The sequence below is a fragment of the Micromonospora sp. HNM0581 genome (assembly GCF_012726175.1).
Classification (GTDB): domain Bacteria; phylum Actinomycetota; class Actinomycetes; order Mycobacteriales; family Micromonosporaceae; genus Micromonospora.
The window spans coordinates 79,186-95,604 of the sequence record NZ_JAASAD010000016.1 but is presented as its reverse complement, the minus strand read 5'-3'; the positions used below and the strand labels follow the sequence as shown (position 1 = coordinate 95,604).

The following is a 16,419-nucleotide window of genomic DNA, read 5'->3' as shown; positions in this document are numbered from 1 at the left end:
GATCTGGACGATGGGCAGGCAGGATGCCTCTCACGCCACACTCCCCGTGGTGATGCGCCCGTCGGGCGCGTGTGGCCGGATGATTTCATCTCAATCGATCTCCTGGCAACAGGTCCCCGGAACGACAGGAACGTTGGTGTGAATGCGTCACCCGGGACGCCGATTCGTGTCAGGACGGCGTCAGCAGGGGGCGTGGCCCTCGACGAAGAGACGGTGCGCCCAGTCGGCGTACCCGGCGATGACTTTCCGCACCGTATGGCCGTCGTGCAGGAAGAGGTAGGCGCGGTCGCCGTCGCGGGCGAGCAGGCCGTCGAAGCGGTATGTCCCCTGCGGAGCGTGCAGCTCCCGTACGGTCGGGTAGCTCGCCTGGACTTCGGCGACGGGTGAGCCGGCCGCGATGCCTTCCGGGGTGCGGACCGGGTCGCCGGCCCAGAGCAGCACCAGCCGATCATCGATGAAGATCGGGCTGATCTCGTCGTGCCCGGCCAGCGTCGGGCCGCAGGCGTCGACGTCGGTGCGCAGGATGCCGCGCCGGGTCAGCTCGCTTTCCGAATCACCGAAGTCCACATCGGCCACTCCGTCGAGATCGACGACGCTGACCGACGCGACTGGCTCGCGGACGGCGAGGGTGTCCGGTGGCATGACTCCGCTGCCCGATGTCGAGGCAGCCAGAAGTAGAGCGGCGATGAAGCCGAATTGTCGCAATTTCATCAGAATCCCCCAGTCCCCAACGTGACGGGGGTGCTGAGGTTATTGCCGAGCCTCCCATTCGTCTGCCAGTTCGTCCCAGTAGTCGGCGCTGAGCCCTCGCCGCCCGTGCATGAGCCATCCCTCGGTGCTCCGCTCGACATGTAGACCCAGCTCAGCGAAGGGGTCGATCCACCGGCCCGGCTCCACGCCCAGCTCGACGAGCGCCGCGTTGATCGGCCACTCCGGGCGTGGCCCGTCGAGCGCCGCGTCGAAGCGCGGCCCCCAGGCGAGGCTGCCGCCCAGCCAGACCGCCGCGGCCTGGTGACCGGCCCCACCGGCGAACTCCGCCTCGACGTACGCCAGCGGGCCGCGCACCGACCAGCGGGCCAGCACCTCGGTCAGCGCGGGGGAGAAGACCAGCTCGAACGGTTGCTCCGGGCCGGGCTCGTCGGTGCGGTAGTCCGGCGGGGTCCCGGTCAGCTCCAGCACGAGCTGCGGCGTGACCGGCAGCAGCGCGAAGTCCTGCCGCAGCTCGCCGAGCACGGCATGATCCAGCTCGCGGGTCTCCTCGCGCAGCAGCTCGGCGTCCGCGACGACCGCGCTGAGCTGGTAACTCACCCGGCTTCCACAACCTGTGGATAGAACATGTGTACGACGGTGGTCAGGTCTTGTCGACGGTGGCGACGAAGGCGCGCCAGGCGGCCGGGCTGAACACCAGCGCTGGACCTGCCGGGTCCTTCGAGTCGCGTACGCCCACCACGTCGGGCAGGTTCCGGGCGACCTCGACGCAGGCGCCGCCGTTACCGCTGCTGCGGCTGCTCTTGTGCCACCGGGCGCCGGACAGCGCCGGGGTGTCGTTCACTGCCATGACTGCGCCACCTCCCTGATCAGGTCGACCGACTGCCAGTGCGAAAGCGTCTCGCCGCGCACGTTCTCCCACGCGGCAAGTATCGCCGCGATCTCGGCCTGCTCGCTGACCACCTGCCCCTGCAACTGGTTGTCCAGGTAGCCGGCAAGACGGTGATCCGACGCGGTGGCGATGATGAACGGGCCGTTCAGCCCAGCGTATTCGCCCACTGTGGACGGCACCACATGAATCCGGATGTGCGGCCGGGTCGACGCTTCGGCGAGCGCCAGCAGTTGCTCGCGCATCACGACCGGGCCGCCGACCGGCCGGCGCAGCACCGCCTCGTCCAGCACGGCCCCCGTCTCCGTGTCGGTCAGGTCACCGTGTTCAGTTCGCCACGGCGACCTGCTGCGGTGGTTGCCTGCCGGGCCGGGCGACGAGCAGCGTCGCGACGGCGACCGCGAGACCGGCGATGGTCAGCCCGAGGATCAGCCAGGACGGTCCGAAGGGGTAGTAGTACTCGCCTGGGGTGAAGGCGCTGTGCACGGTGAGCAGGCCGCCGTCATCAACGCCGCCGTCAGCGCGAACGATCCGCACGGCGTTGCCGTACAGCGCGAACGTCGGTAGCGCCAGCGCCAGCAGAGAGGTCCCCCAGAGCGCACCGGCGGTCATCCGGCGTCCAGGCGGTGCTGCCGTCATCTGGTACGCGACGGCCGCCGCGACGAGCCAGCCGACGACCAGCCCGACGGCCACGCCGATAGCGACCAAGGGCAGGAAGGCGGTGGTACGGGTTGGCGTGGCGTCGATCGATACGCTGCCGCCGTCTTCGGCGATGTACGCGCGTACCTGGATGAGCAGGCCGCCGGACTCGGCGTTGAACCGCGTGCCACGCAATGTGGTCTCGGTGGTGGTGCCGTCCGGGTTGACCGTGACGCGGCGCCCGGAGAGCGGAGTGGACTCGGAGACGGACCAACCCGCATCGGCGAACCGCTGCCGGACCTGCTCGCCGTTCCAACCGGCCGCGACGGCGTCGGTCACGTTGCTTCGGTGGGCGTGCCAGTTCGTCTTCACGCGGTACTGGCTCGACTCGCCGAGCCCGCCGGCCAACTGCATCAGGCGCGTCGAGCTGTCGGCGTCGGGCAGGTCCGCGAATGTTTGGGCACCGAGCCAGGAGCCGGCGGCGGCACCGAAACCGCCCATGACCAGTGCGGCGAGCAGCGCCGCGATCGCCATGAACGGCCGGCCGGCGGGCAGCCGGAACCGCAGCCGCAGGCCGCTGCCGATCAGGTGGAGAGCCTCACTGGCCCGGGGGCGGCGCTGGCCCGGTTCCGCCATCTCCAGCAGCGTGGTCACCACCTCGGTACCGTGCCGCCGCCGGTGCCGACGCGGGTAGGCGAGCATCAGCCTGCGGTAGCCACGCTCCAGCCGGTCATCGGCGTTCGGCCAGGCAGAGGTGCTGGGCGTGCTCGGGTTGGCGTTGTCGGGCTCGGCCGGCTTGGCAGCGGCGGCGCTGGGGTCGGGGGCCGACCAGGCTGCGGTCATCCGGTCACCTCGCCTGCGGTCGGGGCGATCACCAGGCCGAAGCTCAGCGCACCGCCCAGGCGCTTGCCCAACTGGACCTCTGCGGCGGCGGCGTGCCGGCGAAGTCGCTCGACCTGTGCCTGCAACGCGGCGGCACCGGTGTCGCTGAGCCGGTAGTAGCGGCGCAGCCGACCCTCGACGGCCTCCTCCCGGTCGACGGTGACCAGGCCCTGCTCGGCCAGCCGGTCCAGGGCGCCGTAAAGGGTGCCCGGCCGCAGCTTGACCTCGCCCGCCGACAACTCGTCGACCGACCGGATGACGCCATAGCCGTGCAACGGCTGCGCGGCCAACGCGGTGAGGATCAGAAATGTGGGTTCCCGCATGAACGTATAGTACGTCTGACGTTATATCTCGTCTACCTGAGTTGCTGGTGTGGCTCGGCCCTTGGCGTCATGGACCGTTCCAGTTGGTGAGGAGGGTGTGGCCGGGCACGTCCTGGTCCGCCTGTGGCTTACGGGCGGTCAACTGAGACGGGAGCGACGTCGAAGACGACTCAGGGCCGGTCCCGTGGGGGCCGGCCCTGTTCGTTTACGCTGCTCAGGAGAGCGGAGGATACGAGATTCGAACTCGTGAGGGTGTGAACCCAACACGCTTTCCAAGCGTGCGCCCTAGGCCTCTAGGCGAATCCTCCGCGAGCCAGGATACAGGTCCGCGCCGAGCTTCCCACCCCACCACCCCCTGAGGATCCACGGTCGGTCGGGTAGGCTGGGCGTACCTCCCGTGCGGCGGTATCTCGTGAACCTCCCCAGGGCCGGAAGGCAGCAAGGATAAGCGAGCTCTGCCGGGTGCACGGGGGGCCTTTCTGTCTCCGGCGCCCTCCGGCGCGCCCCGGTTGCGGCATCTGGGGGTTTCCCGGCCGGTGGAGGCCGCAAGATGCCGCAACCGGAGTGGATCATCCCGGCACCACGACCTGCCGCGGCGCGACATGCCGCAAGCCGGGCGGACCGGCCGGGGCGACCCGGCGGGGTGGGTGGTCAGGCGGGTGAGGTCGGCGCAGAATGGCTCGGTCGAGAGGAGGCGGGACGCCGTGGCACTGGCGCTCTACCGCAAGTACCGGCCGCGTACCTTCGCCGAGGTCATCGGGCAGGAGCACGTCACCGAGCCGCTGTCGCAGGCGCTGCGCAGCGGGCGGCTCAACCACGCCTACCTCTTCTCCGGCCCGCGCGGCTGCGGCAAGACCTCCAGCGCCCGCATCCTGGCCCGCTCGCTCAACTGCGAGCACGGGCCCACCCCGGAGCCCTGCGGCACCTGCGACTCCTGCCGTTCGCTGGCCGGCGACGGGGCCGGCTCGATTGACGTCATCGAGATCGACGCGGCCAGCCACGGTGGTGTGGACGACGCCCGTGAGCTGCGGGAGAAGGCGTTCTTCGCACCGGCCAACAGCCGCTTCAAGATCTATGTCATCGACGAGGCGCACATGGTCTCGTCGGCCGGCTTCAACGCCCTGCTCAAGCTGGTCGAGGAGCCGCCGGAGTACGTCAAGTTCATCTTCGCCACCACCGAGCCGGAGAAGGTCCTCGGCACCATCAAGTCGCGGACCCACCACTACCCGTTCCGACTGATCCCGCCGAAGGTGCTCCGGCCGTACCTTGAGCAGCTGACCGAAGTCGAGGGGGTGCAGGTCGAGCCGGCGGTGTTCCCGCTCGTGGTGCGGGCCGGTGGCGGCAGCGCCCGGGACAGCCTCTCCGTACTCGACCAGCTCATCGCCGGTGCCGGCCCCGACGGGGTGACCTACGCCCGGGCCGCCGCGCTGCTCGGGGTGACCGACGCGGCACTGATCGACGAGATGTGCGACGCCCTCGCCGCCGGTGACGGCGCCGCCGCGTACGCCACCGTCGACCGGGTCGCCGAGGCCGGGCACGACCCCCGCCGGTTCGCTTCCGACCTGCTGGAACGGCTCCGCGACCTGATCGTGCTCCAGCAGGTGCCCGACGCGGTGGCCAAGGGTCTCATCGACGGACCGGACGACCAGATAGAGCGGATGGCTGCCCAGGCGCAGCAGCTCGGGCCGGGCACCCTGTCCCGGTGCGCCGACATCGTGCACGACGGCCTGGTGGAGATGCGCGGCACCACCGCACCCCGGCTGCTGCTCGAACTGATCTGCGCCCGGATGCTGCTGCCCGGCGTCGACGACGGCACAGGCGGCCTGCTCCAACGCCTCGAACGGATGGAGCGCCGGCTCACCCTCGCCAGCACCGACGCGCCGTCGCCCGCTGCCGGCTCCGCGCCCGCCACCACACCCCCGGCGGTACGCACCCAGCCGCCCGCCGCGCCCGCGGCTGCCGCCGCGAATCGGGCCGGGACCGGCGCTGCCGCGCCGGCTGCCGCCATGAATCGGGCCGGGACCGGCGCTGCCGCGCCGGCTGCCGCCATGAATCGGGCCGGGACCGGCGCTGCCGCGCCGGCTGCCGCCACGGCTCCAGCCGACGGCACCGTGTCCACCGACGGCACCGTGTCCACCGACGGCACCGTGTCCACCGACGGCACCGTGTCCACCGACGGCACCGTGTCCACCGACGACGGCAGTACCCGAAACGCCGACCGTGCCGAAGCGACCTCGACCGCCGGTCCGGGGCCGGACGGTGCGATGGCAGGTGGTGGGCGGCCGGTGCCGGCGTCGGCGGTCATGCCCGATTCGGCGACACCGGAGCCACCCCGCCCCGGTGCGGTGAGCCCCGGCACGCTTGACGCGGTCGCGGTGCGTCGTGTCTGGCCGGAGGTGGTCGGCAAGGTGAACCGGAGCAACAAGCGGATCGCCGCGCTGATGCGGGACGCGGTCGTCCGAGACCTCGACGGGGACACTCTCGTGCTGACCGTGAAGTCGGCGGTGCTGGCACGAATGATGTCCGATCACGCGCAGGTGCTCACCGACGCGCTCTACGAGGAGTTGGACGGTCGTTGGCAGATCCGCTGCGAGGTGGCGGGTGAACGTGGTGCGGCTGGGCCCCCGCCATCCCGCAGCACGGCCGCTTCCGGCCTGGCTTCCGCTCCGGCGGCGGTCGCCGCCGGGCCGCCGGTAACAAGAGCCGCCCAGGCTCGCTCCGCTGAATCTTCCGCGTCTCGGTCGGATGGCTCGGCCGAGGAGGGTGACGACTGGCCGGAGCCTGCCCGCCCCGGGCGGGCCGCCCCGATCCCGTCCGTCTCCGGCGACCCGTCCGACGACGACTGGCCCGAGGCGGCCCGCCCGGGCGGCGGTGTCGTCGATCATGTCGGCCCGGGGTCACTTTCGTCCGCCGGAGCCAGGGCGGGCACCGCGGACATCTCCCGGGCAGCTACGACCGGCCCGGCAACCACGAACGGGTCCGGTACGTCCACGAACGGGTCCGGTACGGCAGGTCCCGAGGCGGACCGTGGTGCGATCACGGGTAGCGGCGCACCATCATTCGCGCCGGGCGGAACCGGTTCGCGTGGCAAACCGGATACGGCTGTGGCGGAGTTCCATGCGCCCGGCGGCCCGGGTGGCTCTGGAGCGGCTCCCGCACCGCGCCGGGCCGCGCCCAATGGTGGTGGTGCTCCGGTGAGCAGCGCGATCGCGGCGGCCCGGGCGGCAGCCGCCGGGCGAGGTGTCCGAACCGCCAACGCGTCGCGGCCGACCGCGGATGCGGAGTTTGCCGGCGAGCCGCCGTACGACCCGGATTTCGACGGCCCGGTGCGTGGCGGTGTGGGACGTTCCGGCGGCGCCCGACCGGCGGCTGTTCCCGCCTACGAGGGTTTTGATCCCGGCGACGAGCCACTCGACGAGATCATCGACGAGAAGACCGCCCGTGAGTCAAGTGAGCAGCAGGCCGTTCGCCTGCTTCGTGAGGCCTTCGGTAACGTCGAGAAGATCGGCGACTGACCCCCTTCGTGCCCTATCGGACGCCGTCGGACGTGCCGTCGGGACGACCGAAGTGCGGCAGCGGCAGGCCGGGGAAGGGGCAGGGTGCGGCGCGCGGTGCGGGTCGGTGTGGGGCGCTAGGGTGGGCGCGGCAGAACGGGCGAGTTGAGGGAGTCATCGTGCGGCCTGGTGGACAGCCGAACATGCAGCAGATGCTGAAGCAGGCGCAGAAGATGCAGCAGCAGATCGCCAAGGCGCAGGCGGAGCTGGCCGAGGCCGAGGTGACCGGCACGGCCGGCGGCGGGTTGGTGACCGCTGTCGTCGCCGGTTCCGGCGAGGTCAAGACCATCAAGATCGACCCTAAGGCTGTCGACCCGGACGACGTGGAGACGCTCGAGGATCTGGTCGTCGCCGCGCTGCACAACGCCAGCGAGGCGGCCCGTGCGCTGACCGAGCAGAAGATGGGCCCGGTCGCGGGTGGGATGGGCGGCTTCGGCCTGCCCGGGTTCTGAGCCCGCAGATGTACGAGGGCGCCATCCAGGATCTGATCGACGAGCTGGGCCGGCTGCCCGGCGTGGGGCCCAAGAGTGCCCAGCGGATCGCCTTCCACGTGCTGTCCGCCGACCCGGCCGACGTCAACCGGCTGGCCGGCGCGCTGCGCAAGGTCAAGGAGCTGGTGCGGTTCTGCACCAGTTGCTACAACGTGGCCGAGTCCGACACGTGCCGGATCTGCCGCGACCCGCGCCGCACCGACGAGGTGATCTGCGTGGTCGAGGAACCGAAGGACGTGGTGGCGATCGAGCGGACCGGTGAGTTCCGCGGCCGGTACCACGTGCTCGGCGGGGCGATCAATCCGCTGGAGGGCATCGGGCCGGACAATCTGCGCATCCGCGAGCTGATGACCCGTCTCGGCGGCGGCGCTGTGCGGGAGCTGATCCTGGCCACCGACCCCAATACCGAGGGCGAGGCGACCGCCACCTATCTGGCGTTGATGGTGAAGCCGATGGGGATCGCGGTGACCCGGCTGGCCAGCGGGTTGCCGGTGGGCGGCGACCTGGAGTACGCCGACGAGATCACCCTGGGCCGGGCCTTCGAGGGCCGCCGCGCCGTGTGACGGATCCGCCGAGCGGCGGGTCGTGGGGTGGCGCGGGTCGGCGTGGCGTGCCGGTGGCGCGGCGATGATCCGCTGATGGTGACCTCTGTGAATCTGGGCCTCCGCGTGCGGATTCACGGAGGTCGTTGTGCGTCGTGCCCTTGTCTCGTTGCTGGCATTGGTGGTCCTTGTTCCGCTGGTGCCGTCCGGCACCGCGGCGTCAGCCGCGCCGTCCACTCCAGATCCTGATCCCGGGCCGCCCCGTCCGCCGCAGGCGGCACCGCTCGCACCGGATCGGATCACGGGCGGGCTGAACACCTGCATCAGCCGCGCCTCGTTCCACCCGAAGGACACCGGCAACGTGACGTACGCCAATGCGGTGACCGCTCGACTGCCCGCCGTCGGCTACAACTGACACGGGTCGGGTGGGGTCGGTCGTCAGCGGCCGGCCCCACCGGTTTCCTGCGGCATGAGGGAGGTCGAGGTGCGGCAGCAACGGGACGACCGGCCCTGGGCGCCGTCGGTGCTGGCCGCCCTGCTGGTGCTTGCCGTGCTGGCCGGCTGGTGGTGTGTCGCGGGAAAGATGCGCCAGCACCGCGAGGCGAACGACCGCGGCGAGACGGCGGCTGCGGCGGAACTCGACCGACGGGCCGGCAGCTACGCCGAGGCGGTGGTCGCCGCCGGGGCCAGGGGGTCCGACGACCGGTTGCGCACCCTGGCCGACGAGCAGGGGGTGGAGGTCTGGCAGATCCATCGGGAGCCGGAACTGTCGCTTGTCGTCGAGTCGACCGAGCCCTACGGCCCATGGCCGGTCGGACTGTTGCAACTTTGCCATCGGCTTGATTTCCGGGCACTGGGCACCCCGGATGCCGACTTCGATCTGGCACGTCTGCCCTCGTGCCCAACCCCGCCGCCACCATGACCGGTTTCGGACGACGGTATGACACACTGCTGGTGATCCGCTCAATCGATGTAACAGAATGGTATCGATTGTTTGGGGTTATTGGGGGTTTTGTCCGCGAGCCCGCTGGTCCACGTCACCGGGGCCAGGCGCTAAGGACACGATCCGGTACCAAGAGCTTCCCGCGCCGTTTCCCGCCGGTCCGAACGGGAGCTAGTGTTCCGGCCATCGGTGACCCTGTCACCACGTTGTCCGTACCCCCAAGGACGAGGTGAAGCACCATGCGTGCATCCAGGCCGAAGGTCGCTATCGCGGCCGTGGCGGCCGCGGCCCTCGCGGTAGCAGGCTGTGCCGAGAGCGACCGCGAGGATTCCGGCGGTAGTAGCAACGACACCCTGGTCTTCGGCGTCGCCGGAGACCCGAAGGTGCTCGATCCGAGCTTCGCCAGCGACGGCGAGTCGCTGCGTGTGGCCCGCCAGGTGTTCGAGACGCTGGTCCGGCCGGAAGAGGGCGGCACCAAGGTCAGCCCGGGCCTCGCCGAGTCCTGGGAGCCGGACGCGGCAGGCACCACGTGGACGTTCAAGCTGCGTTCCGGTGTGAAGTTCCACGACGGCACCGACTTCAACGCCGAGGCCGTCTGCGTCAACTTTGACCGCTGGTACAACGCCAAGGGCCTGATGCAGAGCCCGGACGTGACCGCGTACTGGCAGGACGTCATGGGCGGCTTCGCCGCCAACGAGGACGACACCCTCGGTGAGAGCCTGTTCAAGTCCTGCTCCGCCACCGACCCGTCGACGGTCGCACTGACCTTCAGCCGGGTCTCCAGCAAGATCCCGGCCGCCCTGATGCTGCCGTCCTTCGCCATGCACAGCCCGAAGGCGCTCCAGGAGTACGACGCCAGCAACGTCTCGGGCAGCGCTGACGACATCACGTATCCGGCCTACGCCACCGAGCACCCGACCGGTACCGGCCCGTTCAAGTTCAAGACCTGGGACATCGCGAACAAGACGCTGACCCTGGAGCGCAACGAGGACTACTGGGGCGACAAGGCCAAGCTGAAGAGCCTCATTTTCAAGACCATTTCGGACGAGAACGCCCGTAAGCAGGAGCTGCGCTCCGGCGGCATCCAGGGCTACGACCTGGTCGGCCCGGCCGACGTCGAGCCGCTCAAGGACGAGGGCTTCAACGTCCTGACCCGGCCCGCCTTCAACATCCTCTACCTGGCCATCAACCAGAAGGGGAACCCGAAGCTGGCGGACCTGAAGGTCCGGCAGGCGCTCGCCCACGCCGTGAACCGGCAGGCACTGGTCGACTCGAAGCTGCCCCCGGGCGCCCAGGTCGCGGTGAACTTCTTCCCCGACACCGTCGAGGGCTGGAACGGCGACGTCACCAAGTACGAGTACGACGTCGAGAAGGCCAAGTCGCTGCTGGCCGAGGCCGGCGCCTCGGACCTGACCCTGCGGTTCCACTACCCGACCGAGGTCACCCGGCCGTACATGCCGAACCCGAAGGACCTGTTCGAGCTGGTCTCGGCGGACCTCCAGGCGGCCGGCATCAAGGTCGAGCCGATCCCGCTGAAGTGGAGCCCGGACTACCTGAACGCCACCACCTCGGGTAACGCACACGACCTGCACTTCCTCGGGTGGACCGGCGACTACGGCGACGGCTACAACTTCATCGGTACGTTCTTCGACCGGCAGAAGGACGAGTGGGGCTTCAACGACCCCGCCCTGTTCGAGAAGTTCAAGCAGGCGGACTCCACTCCGGACCAGGCGGCCCGGATGGCGCTCTACAAGGAGCTGAACGCCGACATCATGAACCTCCTGCCCGGTGTGCCGATCTCGCACTCGCCGCCGGCCATCGTGTTCGGCAAGGACGTGACCGGGGTCAAGGCGAGCCCGCTCACCGACGAGCGGTTCGCCGCCGCGGAGTTCAAGTCCTGACCTGACGCACCGACCACGGGCGGGCGCTGTGACCCACAGCGCCCGCCCGTGATCCCTGCCCCCTTCCGAGGCCGCCGTGTTCCGGTTCATCGTCAGACGCCTGCTTCAGTTGATACCCACGCTGTTCGGGCTCTCCATCCTGTTGTTCATCTGGCTCCGGCGACTGCCCGGAGGCCCCGAGACCGCCATTCTCGGCGAGCGGGGAACGCCCGAGATGCGCGCCGCGATCCGCCGCAATCTTGGGCTCGACGAGCCGATCCTGATCCAGTACGGCCGATTCGTCCGGCGGATGGTCCGCCTCGACCTTGGCACGTCCATCTCGACGAAGCGCGAGGTGACGACGGAGTTCCTGCAGCGCTTTCCCGGCACCGTCGAGCTGACCGTCACCGCGATGGTGATCGCCATCGGCATCGGTATTCCACTGGGCTACCTGGCCGCCCGCCGACGCGGCAGGTTCCTCGACCACGCCTCCGTCGGCGGGTCGCTGATCGGCATCTGCATCCCGGTCTTCTTCCTGGCGTACATCCTCAAGGCGGTCTTCTCGGAAAACCTCGGCTGGTTCCCTTCGAGTGGCCGGCAGGATCCGACGATCGGCGCGACCCGAATCACCAACTTCTTCGTCCTCGACGGGCTGATGACCCGGGAGTGGGACGCCGCCGCCGACGCGCTCATGCATCTCGTGCTGCCGGGAATGGCCCTGGCGAGCATCCCGCTGGCAATCATCGTGCGGATCACCCGCGCCAGTGTGCTCGAAGTGCTGAACGAGGACTTCGTGCGTACCGCCGAGGCCAAGGGGCTGACCGAGAACGTGGTCCGCCGCCGGCACGTGCTGCGCAACGCGATGCTTCCGGTTGCCACCTCGATCGGTCTGCTCACCGGTGGCCTGCTCTCGGGGGCGGTGCTCACCGAGACGGTATTCGCCTTCAGCGGGATCGGTGCCTTCCTCGCCGACGCGATCAACCAGCGCGACTATCCGGTGCTGATGGGCTTCATCATGATCATCGCCGTGGTCTACGTGTTGGTGAACCTGATCGTGGACCTCTCCTACAGCCTGATCGACCCGAGGGTGAGGGTCCGATGACGACCGTCGGCGGAAAGAAGCGCGAGAAGATCGACCGGCTCGCCGAACTGTCCGCCCGCGAGGACGAGCGCGGGGTGAGCCTCTGGCAGGACGCCTTCCGACGGCTGCGGCGCAACCCGGCCGCCGTCGTCGGGGCGGTGATCCTGGCAGTCTTCGTCCTGGTCGCGATCGTCGGCCCGTTCCTCGTGCCGTACTCGCCGACGGACACCATGGGTATCCGTGAGGGCGTGGTCCGGGTGGGGCAGGGCCTGATCCCGGGCCACTCGGCCGAGCACTGGCTCGGCTACGACCACCAGGGCCGGGACGTCTTCAGCCGGATGATCGTCGGGGCGCGACAGACCCTGCTGGTCGGCGTGGTCGCCACCATGATCGGTCTTGCTGTGGGCGCGCTGATCGGTGGTGTCGCCGGTGCCGCCGCGGGTCTCGGCGGGCGTTGGGGTCGTTGGGTGGACGGCGCCCTGATGCGTTTCATCGACATGCTGCTGGCGTTGCCGAGTCTGCTGCTGGCGGTGAGTATCGCCGCGCTGCTCGGACCGAGCCTCACCACGGTGATGATCGCGGTCGGGATGGTGTCGGTGCCGGTCTTCGCCCGGCTCCTGCGCGGCTCGATGATCGCCCAGTCCAACAGCGACTACGTGTTGGCCGCCACCTCGCTGGGCGTACGCAAGTCGAAGATCGCCCTGACCCACGTGCTGCCCAACTCGCTCGCTCCGGTCATCGTCCAGGCGACGCTGACCCTGGCCACCGCGATCATCGAGGCGGCGGCGCTGTCCTTCCTCGGGCTCGGCAATCCGGACTCGGCCATCCCCGAGTGGGGGGTGATGCTCGCCGACGCGCAGCAGTGGCTGGGCATCCGGCCCGCGCTGGCCATCTATCCGGCGGTCGCCATCATCATCACCGCGCTGGGGTTCACCCTGCTCGGTGAGGCGATGCGTGAGGCACTCGACCCGAAGCTGCGGAAGTAGGTGCGCCGGGCATGAGACGTGTGTACGCGACTTCCGTGGCCGTGAACGAAAGGGCGGTGCGGCATGGCACTGCTTGATGTCGAAGAGTTGTCAGTCACCTTCGCCCGGCGTGGTCAGCGGGCGGTACGGGCCGTTGACGGGGTCTCCTTCTCCGTCGACGCGGGCGAGGTGGTCGGTCTGGTCGGTGAGTCCGGCTGCGGCAAGTCGGTGACCTCACTGGCGATCATGGGTCTGCTGCCCAGACAGCCCGGCCTTCAGGTGGGCGGCAGGGCCGTCTTCGACGGCACCGACCTGCTCCAACTGGACGACCGGTCGCGGCGGGACATCCGGGGTCGGGACGTGGCAATGATCTTTCAGGATCCGCTGTCGTCGCTGAATCCGGTCGTGCCGATCGGTCTCCAGGTGACCGAGGTGCTGACCCGGCACCGCGGGATGCGGGGCGAAAAGGCGGCGAGGGAGGCGGCGCAACTGCTGGACCGGGTCGGCATCCCCGACCCGAAGCGGCGGCTGAAGGAGTACCCCCACCAGCTCTCTGGCGGGATGCGCCAGCGTGCTCTGATCGCCATGGCGGTGGCCTGCCAGCCCCGGCTGCTCATCGCCGACGAGCCGACCACCGCCCTGGACGTCACCATCCAGGCGCAGATCCTGGAACTGCTGAAGGATCTGGTCCGGGACTCCGGCACCGCGCTGGTGATGATCACGCACGACCTTGGTGTGGTGGCCGGCATGTGCGACACCATCAACGTGCTCTACGGCGGTCGGGTGGTGGAGACCGCGCGGCGGCGTCCGCTGTTCCGCCAGCCCCGGCACCCGTACACCGTGGGGTTGCTCGGCTCGGTGCCGCGCCTGGACGCGGGGCGCGGCGAACGGCTGAACCCGATCCCGGGCTCGGTCCGTGACCTGCTGCCCTGGCCGGACGGCTGCGCCTTCGCCCCGCGTTGCGACCGCCGGGTGGACGCCTGCGTCGGCGAGCCACCGGAGCTGGTGCTGACCCACGACGGTCGCAGCTACCGGTGTGTCGACCCGGCTCCCGTAGCGGGCCTGACACCCGGCGAGGAGGTTCGGGCGGCGGCACCGGGACAGGCAGTGCCGGGTTCGGCGCCCGCGCAGGCGGTGCCGGGCGATCCGCCGGCCGTGCCGGGCCTGGCCGCCGCACCGAGCGAGGAGGAGACGCCGTGACCGGGGAGGACGTGCTCGTCGAGGTACGGGACCTGAAGGTGCACTTCCCGATCAAACGGGGGGTGCTGTTCGACCGCACGGTCGGTCACGTGAAGGCGGTCGACGGCGTCGACCTGAGCATCGCGCGGGGCCGGACGTACGGCCTGGTGGGCGAGTCTGGTTGTGGAAAATCGACGCTCGGGAGGGCGCTGCTCCAGCTGACCCCACCCACTGCCGGTGCGGTCAGCTTCGACGGAGTCGAGCTGACCACGCTGGCACCGAGCAAGCTGCGGGCGATGCGCCGCCGGATGCAGATGATCTTCCAAGATCCGATGTCCAGCCTCGATCCTCGACAGAACGTCGAGTCCATCCTCACCGAGGGTCTGCAGGCGCACGGTATCGGCGGTGACCGCGACGGCCGACGCAAGATCATCGCTGAGACGTTGGACCAGGTCGGACTACCGCGTTGGGCGCTGTCCCGCTATCCGCACGAGTTCTCCGGCGGCCAACGGCAACGCATCGGCATCGCCCGGGCGCTGGTGCTGGGGCCGGAACTCATCGTCGCCGACGAGCCGGTCTCCGCGCTCGACGTGTCGATCCAGGCCCAGGTGGTCAACCTGCTCGACGAACTGCAGGACAACCTCGGTCTGACCTACCTGGTGATCGCACACGACCTGGCGGTGGTCCGACACATCTCCGACACCGTCGGCGTCATGTATCTGGGTGCACTGGTCGAGGAAGCGCCGAGTGACCGCCTCTACACCGAACCGCTGCACCCGTACACCCGGGCGCTGATGTCGGCGGTGCCGGTGCCCGACCCGGACGTGGAGGACCGCCGGGAAAGAATCCTCATCGCCGGTGACCTGCCGTCCCCAGCTGACCCGCCGTCAGGTTGCCGCTTCCACACCCGGTGCCCGTGGGCACAGCCGACCCGCTGCGCCGACGAGCGACCGCAACTACGCGAGATCGGCGGTAGCCGGGTCGCCTGCCACTGGGCCGAGCAGATCGCCAACGGTGAACTACGTGCGCACAAGGTGGATGTGAAGATCACCCAACCGGCGGGCGAGGGTGAGGAACCCTCGATCGTCTCCGCCCCCACCGAGCCCGGCTCCTTCGTCTGATCGGTGCGCCCAGCGAAGGAAGGGCCTCTTTCCAGCGCTGTCTGCGGAACAGGAAGGGGCCCTTCCCAACACCACACACCGTCGAATCGCGGCGCCGCTGCCGGTACCGCGATCAGCCTTCGGGACGGTTCAGCAGGCCGGCGGCGATGTCGTGCACCGCGTCCAGGCCGGCAGGGTCGGTCAGCGGCGCATCCCCGCCGGTCACCGCATACCACTCGTCGGCGTCCTTGTACTGCACGTGCAGGCTGACCCGCCCGTCGGCGAAGTCGGTACGCAGGGTCAACTCGCCGGTCACCACGCCCACCTCGTCGGTCATCACCCCGCCCGGTCCCGGCACGATGTCGGAGGTGCGACTCTGCCGGCCAGCGGCACCGCCCGCGTCGGCGGTCATCCCGGCGCCCGGCACCTCCACCGCGTCTGCCGAGGCGCCGTCAGCAGTCATGCCGGCCGTGGCCGGGCCGGGCGGTTGGCCGCTGGTGGGCGCCGTGGCGTCCCCACTGTCGGATTCCGACGAGTGTTCGAGCGGCGGTGCACCGTCGGCGCCGGTCATGGCTTGCTCTCCCATGTGCAGCCCTCCAACATGTCGGTCAGCTCGGCCTGCTCGGCACTTGTCACCGTCAGCTGCCAGTGGTGCTTCACCGCCACCCAATCCCCGGCGTACTGGCACCAGTACGACCGGTTCGGCGGTTTCCACTGCGACGGGTCCTGGTCACCCTTTGCCCGATTCGACGACGCGGAAACCGCGAAGAGCTGCGGCCGGTCGAGGTCGTTGGCGAAATCGCTCCGCTTGGAGTCGTCCCAGTCGTCGGCACCGGAGCGCCAGGCGTTGGCGAGAGGCACCATGTGGTCGATGTCCACGTCGGACGGATCGGTGAAGGTGCGGCCGTCGTACACGCTGTCCCACCGCCCGCCGACCACGTTGCAGCCGGAGTGCTCGATGTCCTTCCCGTCACGCTCCAGCACGGTGTCGCGGACGTCGCAGTTCTGGCCGGTCTTGCGCCAGTGCGAGAAGCGGTCGCGGCTGTAGCCGCGCATCGACCCCGCCTCGGCGACGGTCAGCTCGGAGAGCATCTGGATGATGTTGCCGCCGCCGCTCGGCGGCGTGACCGGCTCCTCCTCCAGCGGAACACAACCCGCCGCGCCGGTGGTCAGCACCGTGGCGAGCGCGAGCGCCCCCAGGGCACGCCATCCTGATCTGGTACGCACAGACGACACCTCTCCA

Annotated in this window: 17 protein-coding genes, 1 tRNA gene, 1 other RNA gene and 1 pseudogene; 11 read left to right on the top strand and 9 right to left on the bottom strand. The window is 69.9% G+C overall.

What is annotated here, in order from left to right:
• Nucleotides 1–180: 180 nt before the first annotated feature.
• The 7 genes and pseudogenes from HCA58_RS18595 to HCA58_RS18565 all read right to left on the bottom strand — a co-directional run bounded on the left by HCA58_RS18595 (nt 181) and on the right by HCA58_RS18565 (nt 3,749).
• Nucleotides 181–711 carry a hypothetical protein gene (locus tag HCA58_RS18595; RefSeq protein WP_169599112.1) on the bottom strand — a complete coding sequence of 177 codons (531 nt, stop codon included), beginning with the start codon at nt 709–711 and terminating at the stop codon, nt 181–183.
• A gap of 39 nt (nt 712–750) precedes the next feature.
• Nucleotides 751–1,308: a hypothetical protein gene (locus HCA58_RS18590; protein WP_169599111.1), complete on the bottom strand. Its 558-nt coding sequence runs from the start codon at nt 1,306–1,308 to the stop codon at nt 751–753.
• A 43-nt stretch (nt 1,309–1,351) separates the two neighbouring features.
• Nucleotides 1,352–1,558, bottom strand: coding sequence for a DUF397 domain-containing protein (locus HCA58_RS18585; RefSeq protein ID WP_169599110.1), 207 nt, complete (start codon nt 1,556–1,558; stop codon nt 1,352–1,354).
• A pseudogene (locus tag HCA58_RS18580) lies at nt 1,549–1,893 on the bottom strand (DUF5753 domain-containing protein); the annotation flags it as partial. The gene HCA58_RS18585 and the pseudogene HCA58_RS18580, both read right to left, overlap by 10 nt.
• 31 nt (nt 1,894–1,924) lie before the next feature.
• On the bottom strand, nt 1,925–3,079 hold the full coding sequence (locus HCA58_RS18575) for a hypothetical protein (protein WP_169599108.1): 1,155 nt from the start codon (nt 3,077–3,079) through the stop codon (nt 1,925–1,927).
• Entirely contained in the window at nt 3,076–3,441 is a 366-nt protein-coding gene (locus tag HCA58_RS18570) for a PadR family transcriptional regulator (RefSeq protein ID WP_169599107.1), read from the bottom strand. The genes HCA58_RS18575 and HCA58_RS18570 overlap by 4 nt, the downstream gene beginning before the upstream one ends.
• A 223-nt stretch (nt 3,442–3,664) precedes the next feature.
• Nucleotides 3,665–3,749 (bottom strand) — tRNA-Ser (locus HCA58_RS18565).
• 81 nt (nt 3,750–3,830) lie between these two features.
• Between HCA58_RS18565 and ffs the strand changes: the two genes are divergently transcribed.
• The 11 genes from ffs (at nt 3,831) to HCA58_RS18510 (ending at nt 15,197) form a co-directional block, all read left to right on the top strand.
• An RNA gene (gene ffs / locus HCA58_RS18560) (signal recognition particle sRNA small type) lies at nt 3,831–3,920 on the top strand.
• Between the two features lie 225 nt (nt 3,921–4,145).
• On the top strand, nt 4,146–6,956 hold the full coding sequence (locus tag HCA58_RS18555) for a DNA polymerase III subunit gamma and tau (protein WP_169599106.1): 2,811 nt from the start codon (nt 4,146–4,148) through the stop codon (nt 6,954–6,956).
• A 182-nt stretch (nt 6,957–7,138) separates the two neighbouring features.
• Nucleotides 7,139–7,447: a YbaB/EbfC family nucleoid-associated protein gene (locus HCA58_RS18550; RefSeq protein WP_205809048.1), complete on the top strand. Its 309-nt coding sequence runs from the start codon at nt 7,139–7,141 to the stop codon at nt 7,445–7,447.
• An 8-nt stretch (nt 7,448–7,455) separates the two neighbouring features.
• The gene (gene recR, locus HCA58_RS18545) at nt 7,456–8,049 is read left to right on the top strand and encodes a recombination mediator RecR (RefSeq protein ID WP_164450030.1); all 594 of its coding nucleotides are present in this window, start codon (nt 7,456–7,458) and stop codon (nt 8,047–8,049) included.
• Between the two features lie 127 nt (nt 8,050–8,176).
• The gene (locus HCA58_RS18540) at nt 8,177–8,443 is read left to right on the top strand and encodes a hypothetical protein (protein ID WP_169599104.1); all 267 of its coding nucleotides are present in this window, start codon (nt 8,177–8,179) and stop codon (nt 8,441–8,443) included.
• Between the two features lie 69 nt (nt 8,444–8,512).
• Nucleotides 8,513–8,950, top strand: coding sequence for a hypothetical protein (locus HCA58_RS18535; protein WP_169599103.1), 438 nt, complete (start codon nt 8,513–8,515; stop codon nt 8,948–8,950).
• 260 nt (nt 8,951–9,210) lie between these two features.
• Nucleotides 9,211–10,872 carry an ABC transporter substrate-binding protein gene (locus HCA58_RS18530; RefSeq protein WP_169599102.1) on the top strand — a complete coding sequence of 554 codons (1,662 nt, stop codon included), beginning with the start codon at nt 9,211–9,213 and terminating at the stop codon, nt 10,870–10,872.
• 76 nt (nt 10,873–10,948) lie between these two features.
• Complete coding sequence (locus HCA58_RS18525; RefSeq protein ID WP_169599101.1) at nt 10,949–11,953, top strand: ABC transporter permease; 1,005 nt, start codon at nt 10,949–10,951, stop codon at nt 11,951–11,953.
• Nucleotides 11,950–12,918 carry an ABC transporter permease gene (locus HCA58_RS18520; protein ID WP_169599100.1) on the top strand — a complete coding sequence of 323 codons (969 nt, stop codon included), beginning with the start codon at nt 11,950–11,952 and terminating at the stop codon, nt 12,916–12,918. Before HCA58_RS18525 ends, HCA58_RS18520 begins: the two co-directional genes overlap by 4 nt.
• 63 nt (nt 12,919–12,981) lie before the next feature.
• Entirely contained in the window at nt 12,982–14,097 is a 1,116-nt protein-coding gene (locus HCA58_RS18515) for an ABC transporter ATP-binding protein (protein ID WP_169599099.1), read from the top strand.
• Nucleotides 14,094–15,197, top strand: a complete 1,104-nt coding sequence (locus HCA58_RS18510) for an oligopeptide/dipeptide ABC transporter ATP-binding protein (RefSeq protein WP_169599098.1) — start codon at nt 14,094–14,096, stop codon at nt 15,195–15,197. The genes HCA58_RS18515 and HCA58_RS18510 overlap by 4 nt, the downstream gene beginning before the upstream one ends.
• A gap of 112 nt (nt 15,198–15,309) precedes the next feature.
• Here the strand turns inward: HCA58_RS18510 and HCA58_RS18505 are convergent, their stop codons facing one another.
• A complete protein-coding gene (locus HCA58_RS18505; protein ID WP_205809000.1) occupies nt 15,310–15,762 on the bottom strand; it encodes a hypothetical protein in 453 nt (150 codons plus the stop codon).
• On the bottom strand, nt 15,744–16,352 hold the full coding sequence (locus HCA58_RS18500) for an HNH endonuclease family protein (protein WP_346776040.1): 609 nt from the start codon (nt 16,350–16,352) through the stop codon (nt 15,744–15,746). Before HCA58_RS18500 ends, HCA58_RS18505 begins: the two co-directional genes overlap by 19 nt.
• Between the last annotated feature and the right edge of the window lie 67 nt (nt 16,353–16,419).

Coding starts and splice junctions, on each gene's coding strand:
- HCA58_RS18575 (WP_169599108.1), bottom strand. CDS start 3,079: ATGACCGCAGCCTGGTCGGCCCCCGACCCCAGCGCCGCCGCTGCCAAG.
- HCA58_RS18505 (WP_205809000.1), bottom strand. CDS start 15,762: ATGGGAGAGCAAGCCATGACCGGCGCCGACGGTGCACCGCCGCTCGAA.
- recR (WP_164450030.1), top strand. CDS start 7,456: ATGTACGAGGGCGCCATCCAGGATCTGATCGACGAGCTGGGCCGGCTG.
- HCA58_RS18570 (WP_169599107.1), bottom strand. CDS start 3,441: ATGCGGGAACCCACATTTCTGATCCTCACCGCGTTGGCCGCGCAGCCG.
- HCA58_RS18520 (WP_169599100.1), top strand. CDS start 11,950: ATGACGACCGTCGGCGGAAAGAAGCGCGAGAAGATCGACCGGCTCGCC.
- HCA58_RS18530 (WP_169599102.1), top strand. CDS start 9,211: ATGCGTGCATCCAGGCCGAAGGTCGCTATCGCGGCCGTGGCGGCCGCG.
- HCA58_RS18550 (WP_205809048.1), top strand. CDS start 7,139: ATGCAGCAGATGCTGAAGCAGGCGCAGAAGATGCAGCAGCAGATCGCC.
- HCA58_RS18515 (WP_169599099.1), top strand. CDS start 12,982: ATGGCACTGCTTGATGTCGAAGAGTTGTCAGTCACCTTCGCCCGGCGT.
- HCA58_RS18595 (WP_169599112.1), bottom strand. CDS start 711: ATGAAATTGCGACAATTCGGCTTCATCGCCGCTCTACTTCTGGCTGCC.
- HCA58_RS18585 (WP_169599110.1), bottom strand. CDS start 1,558: ATGGCAGTGAACGACACCCCGGCGCTGTCCGGCGCCCGGTGGCACAAG.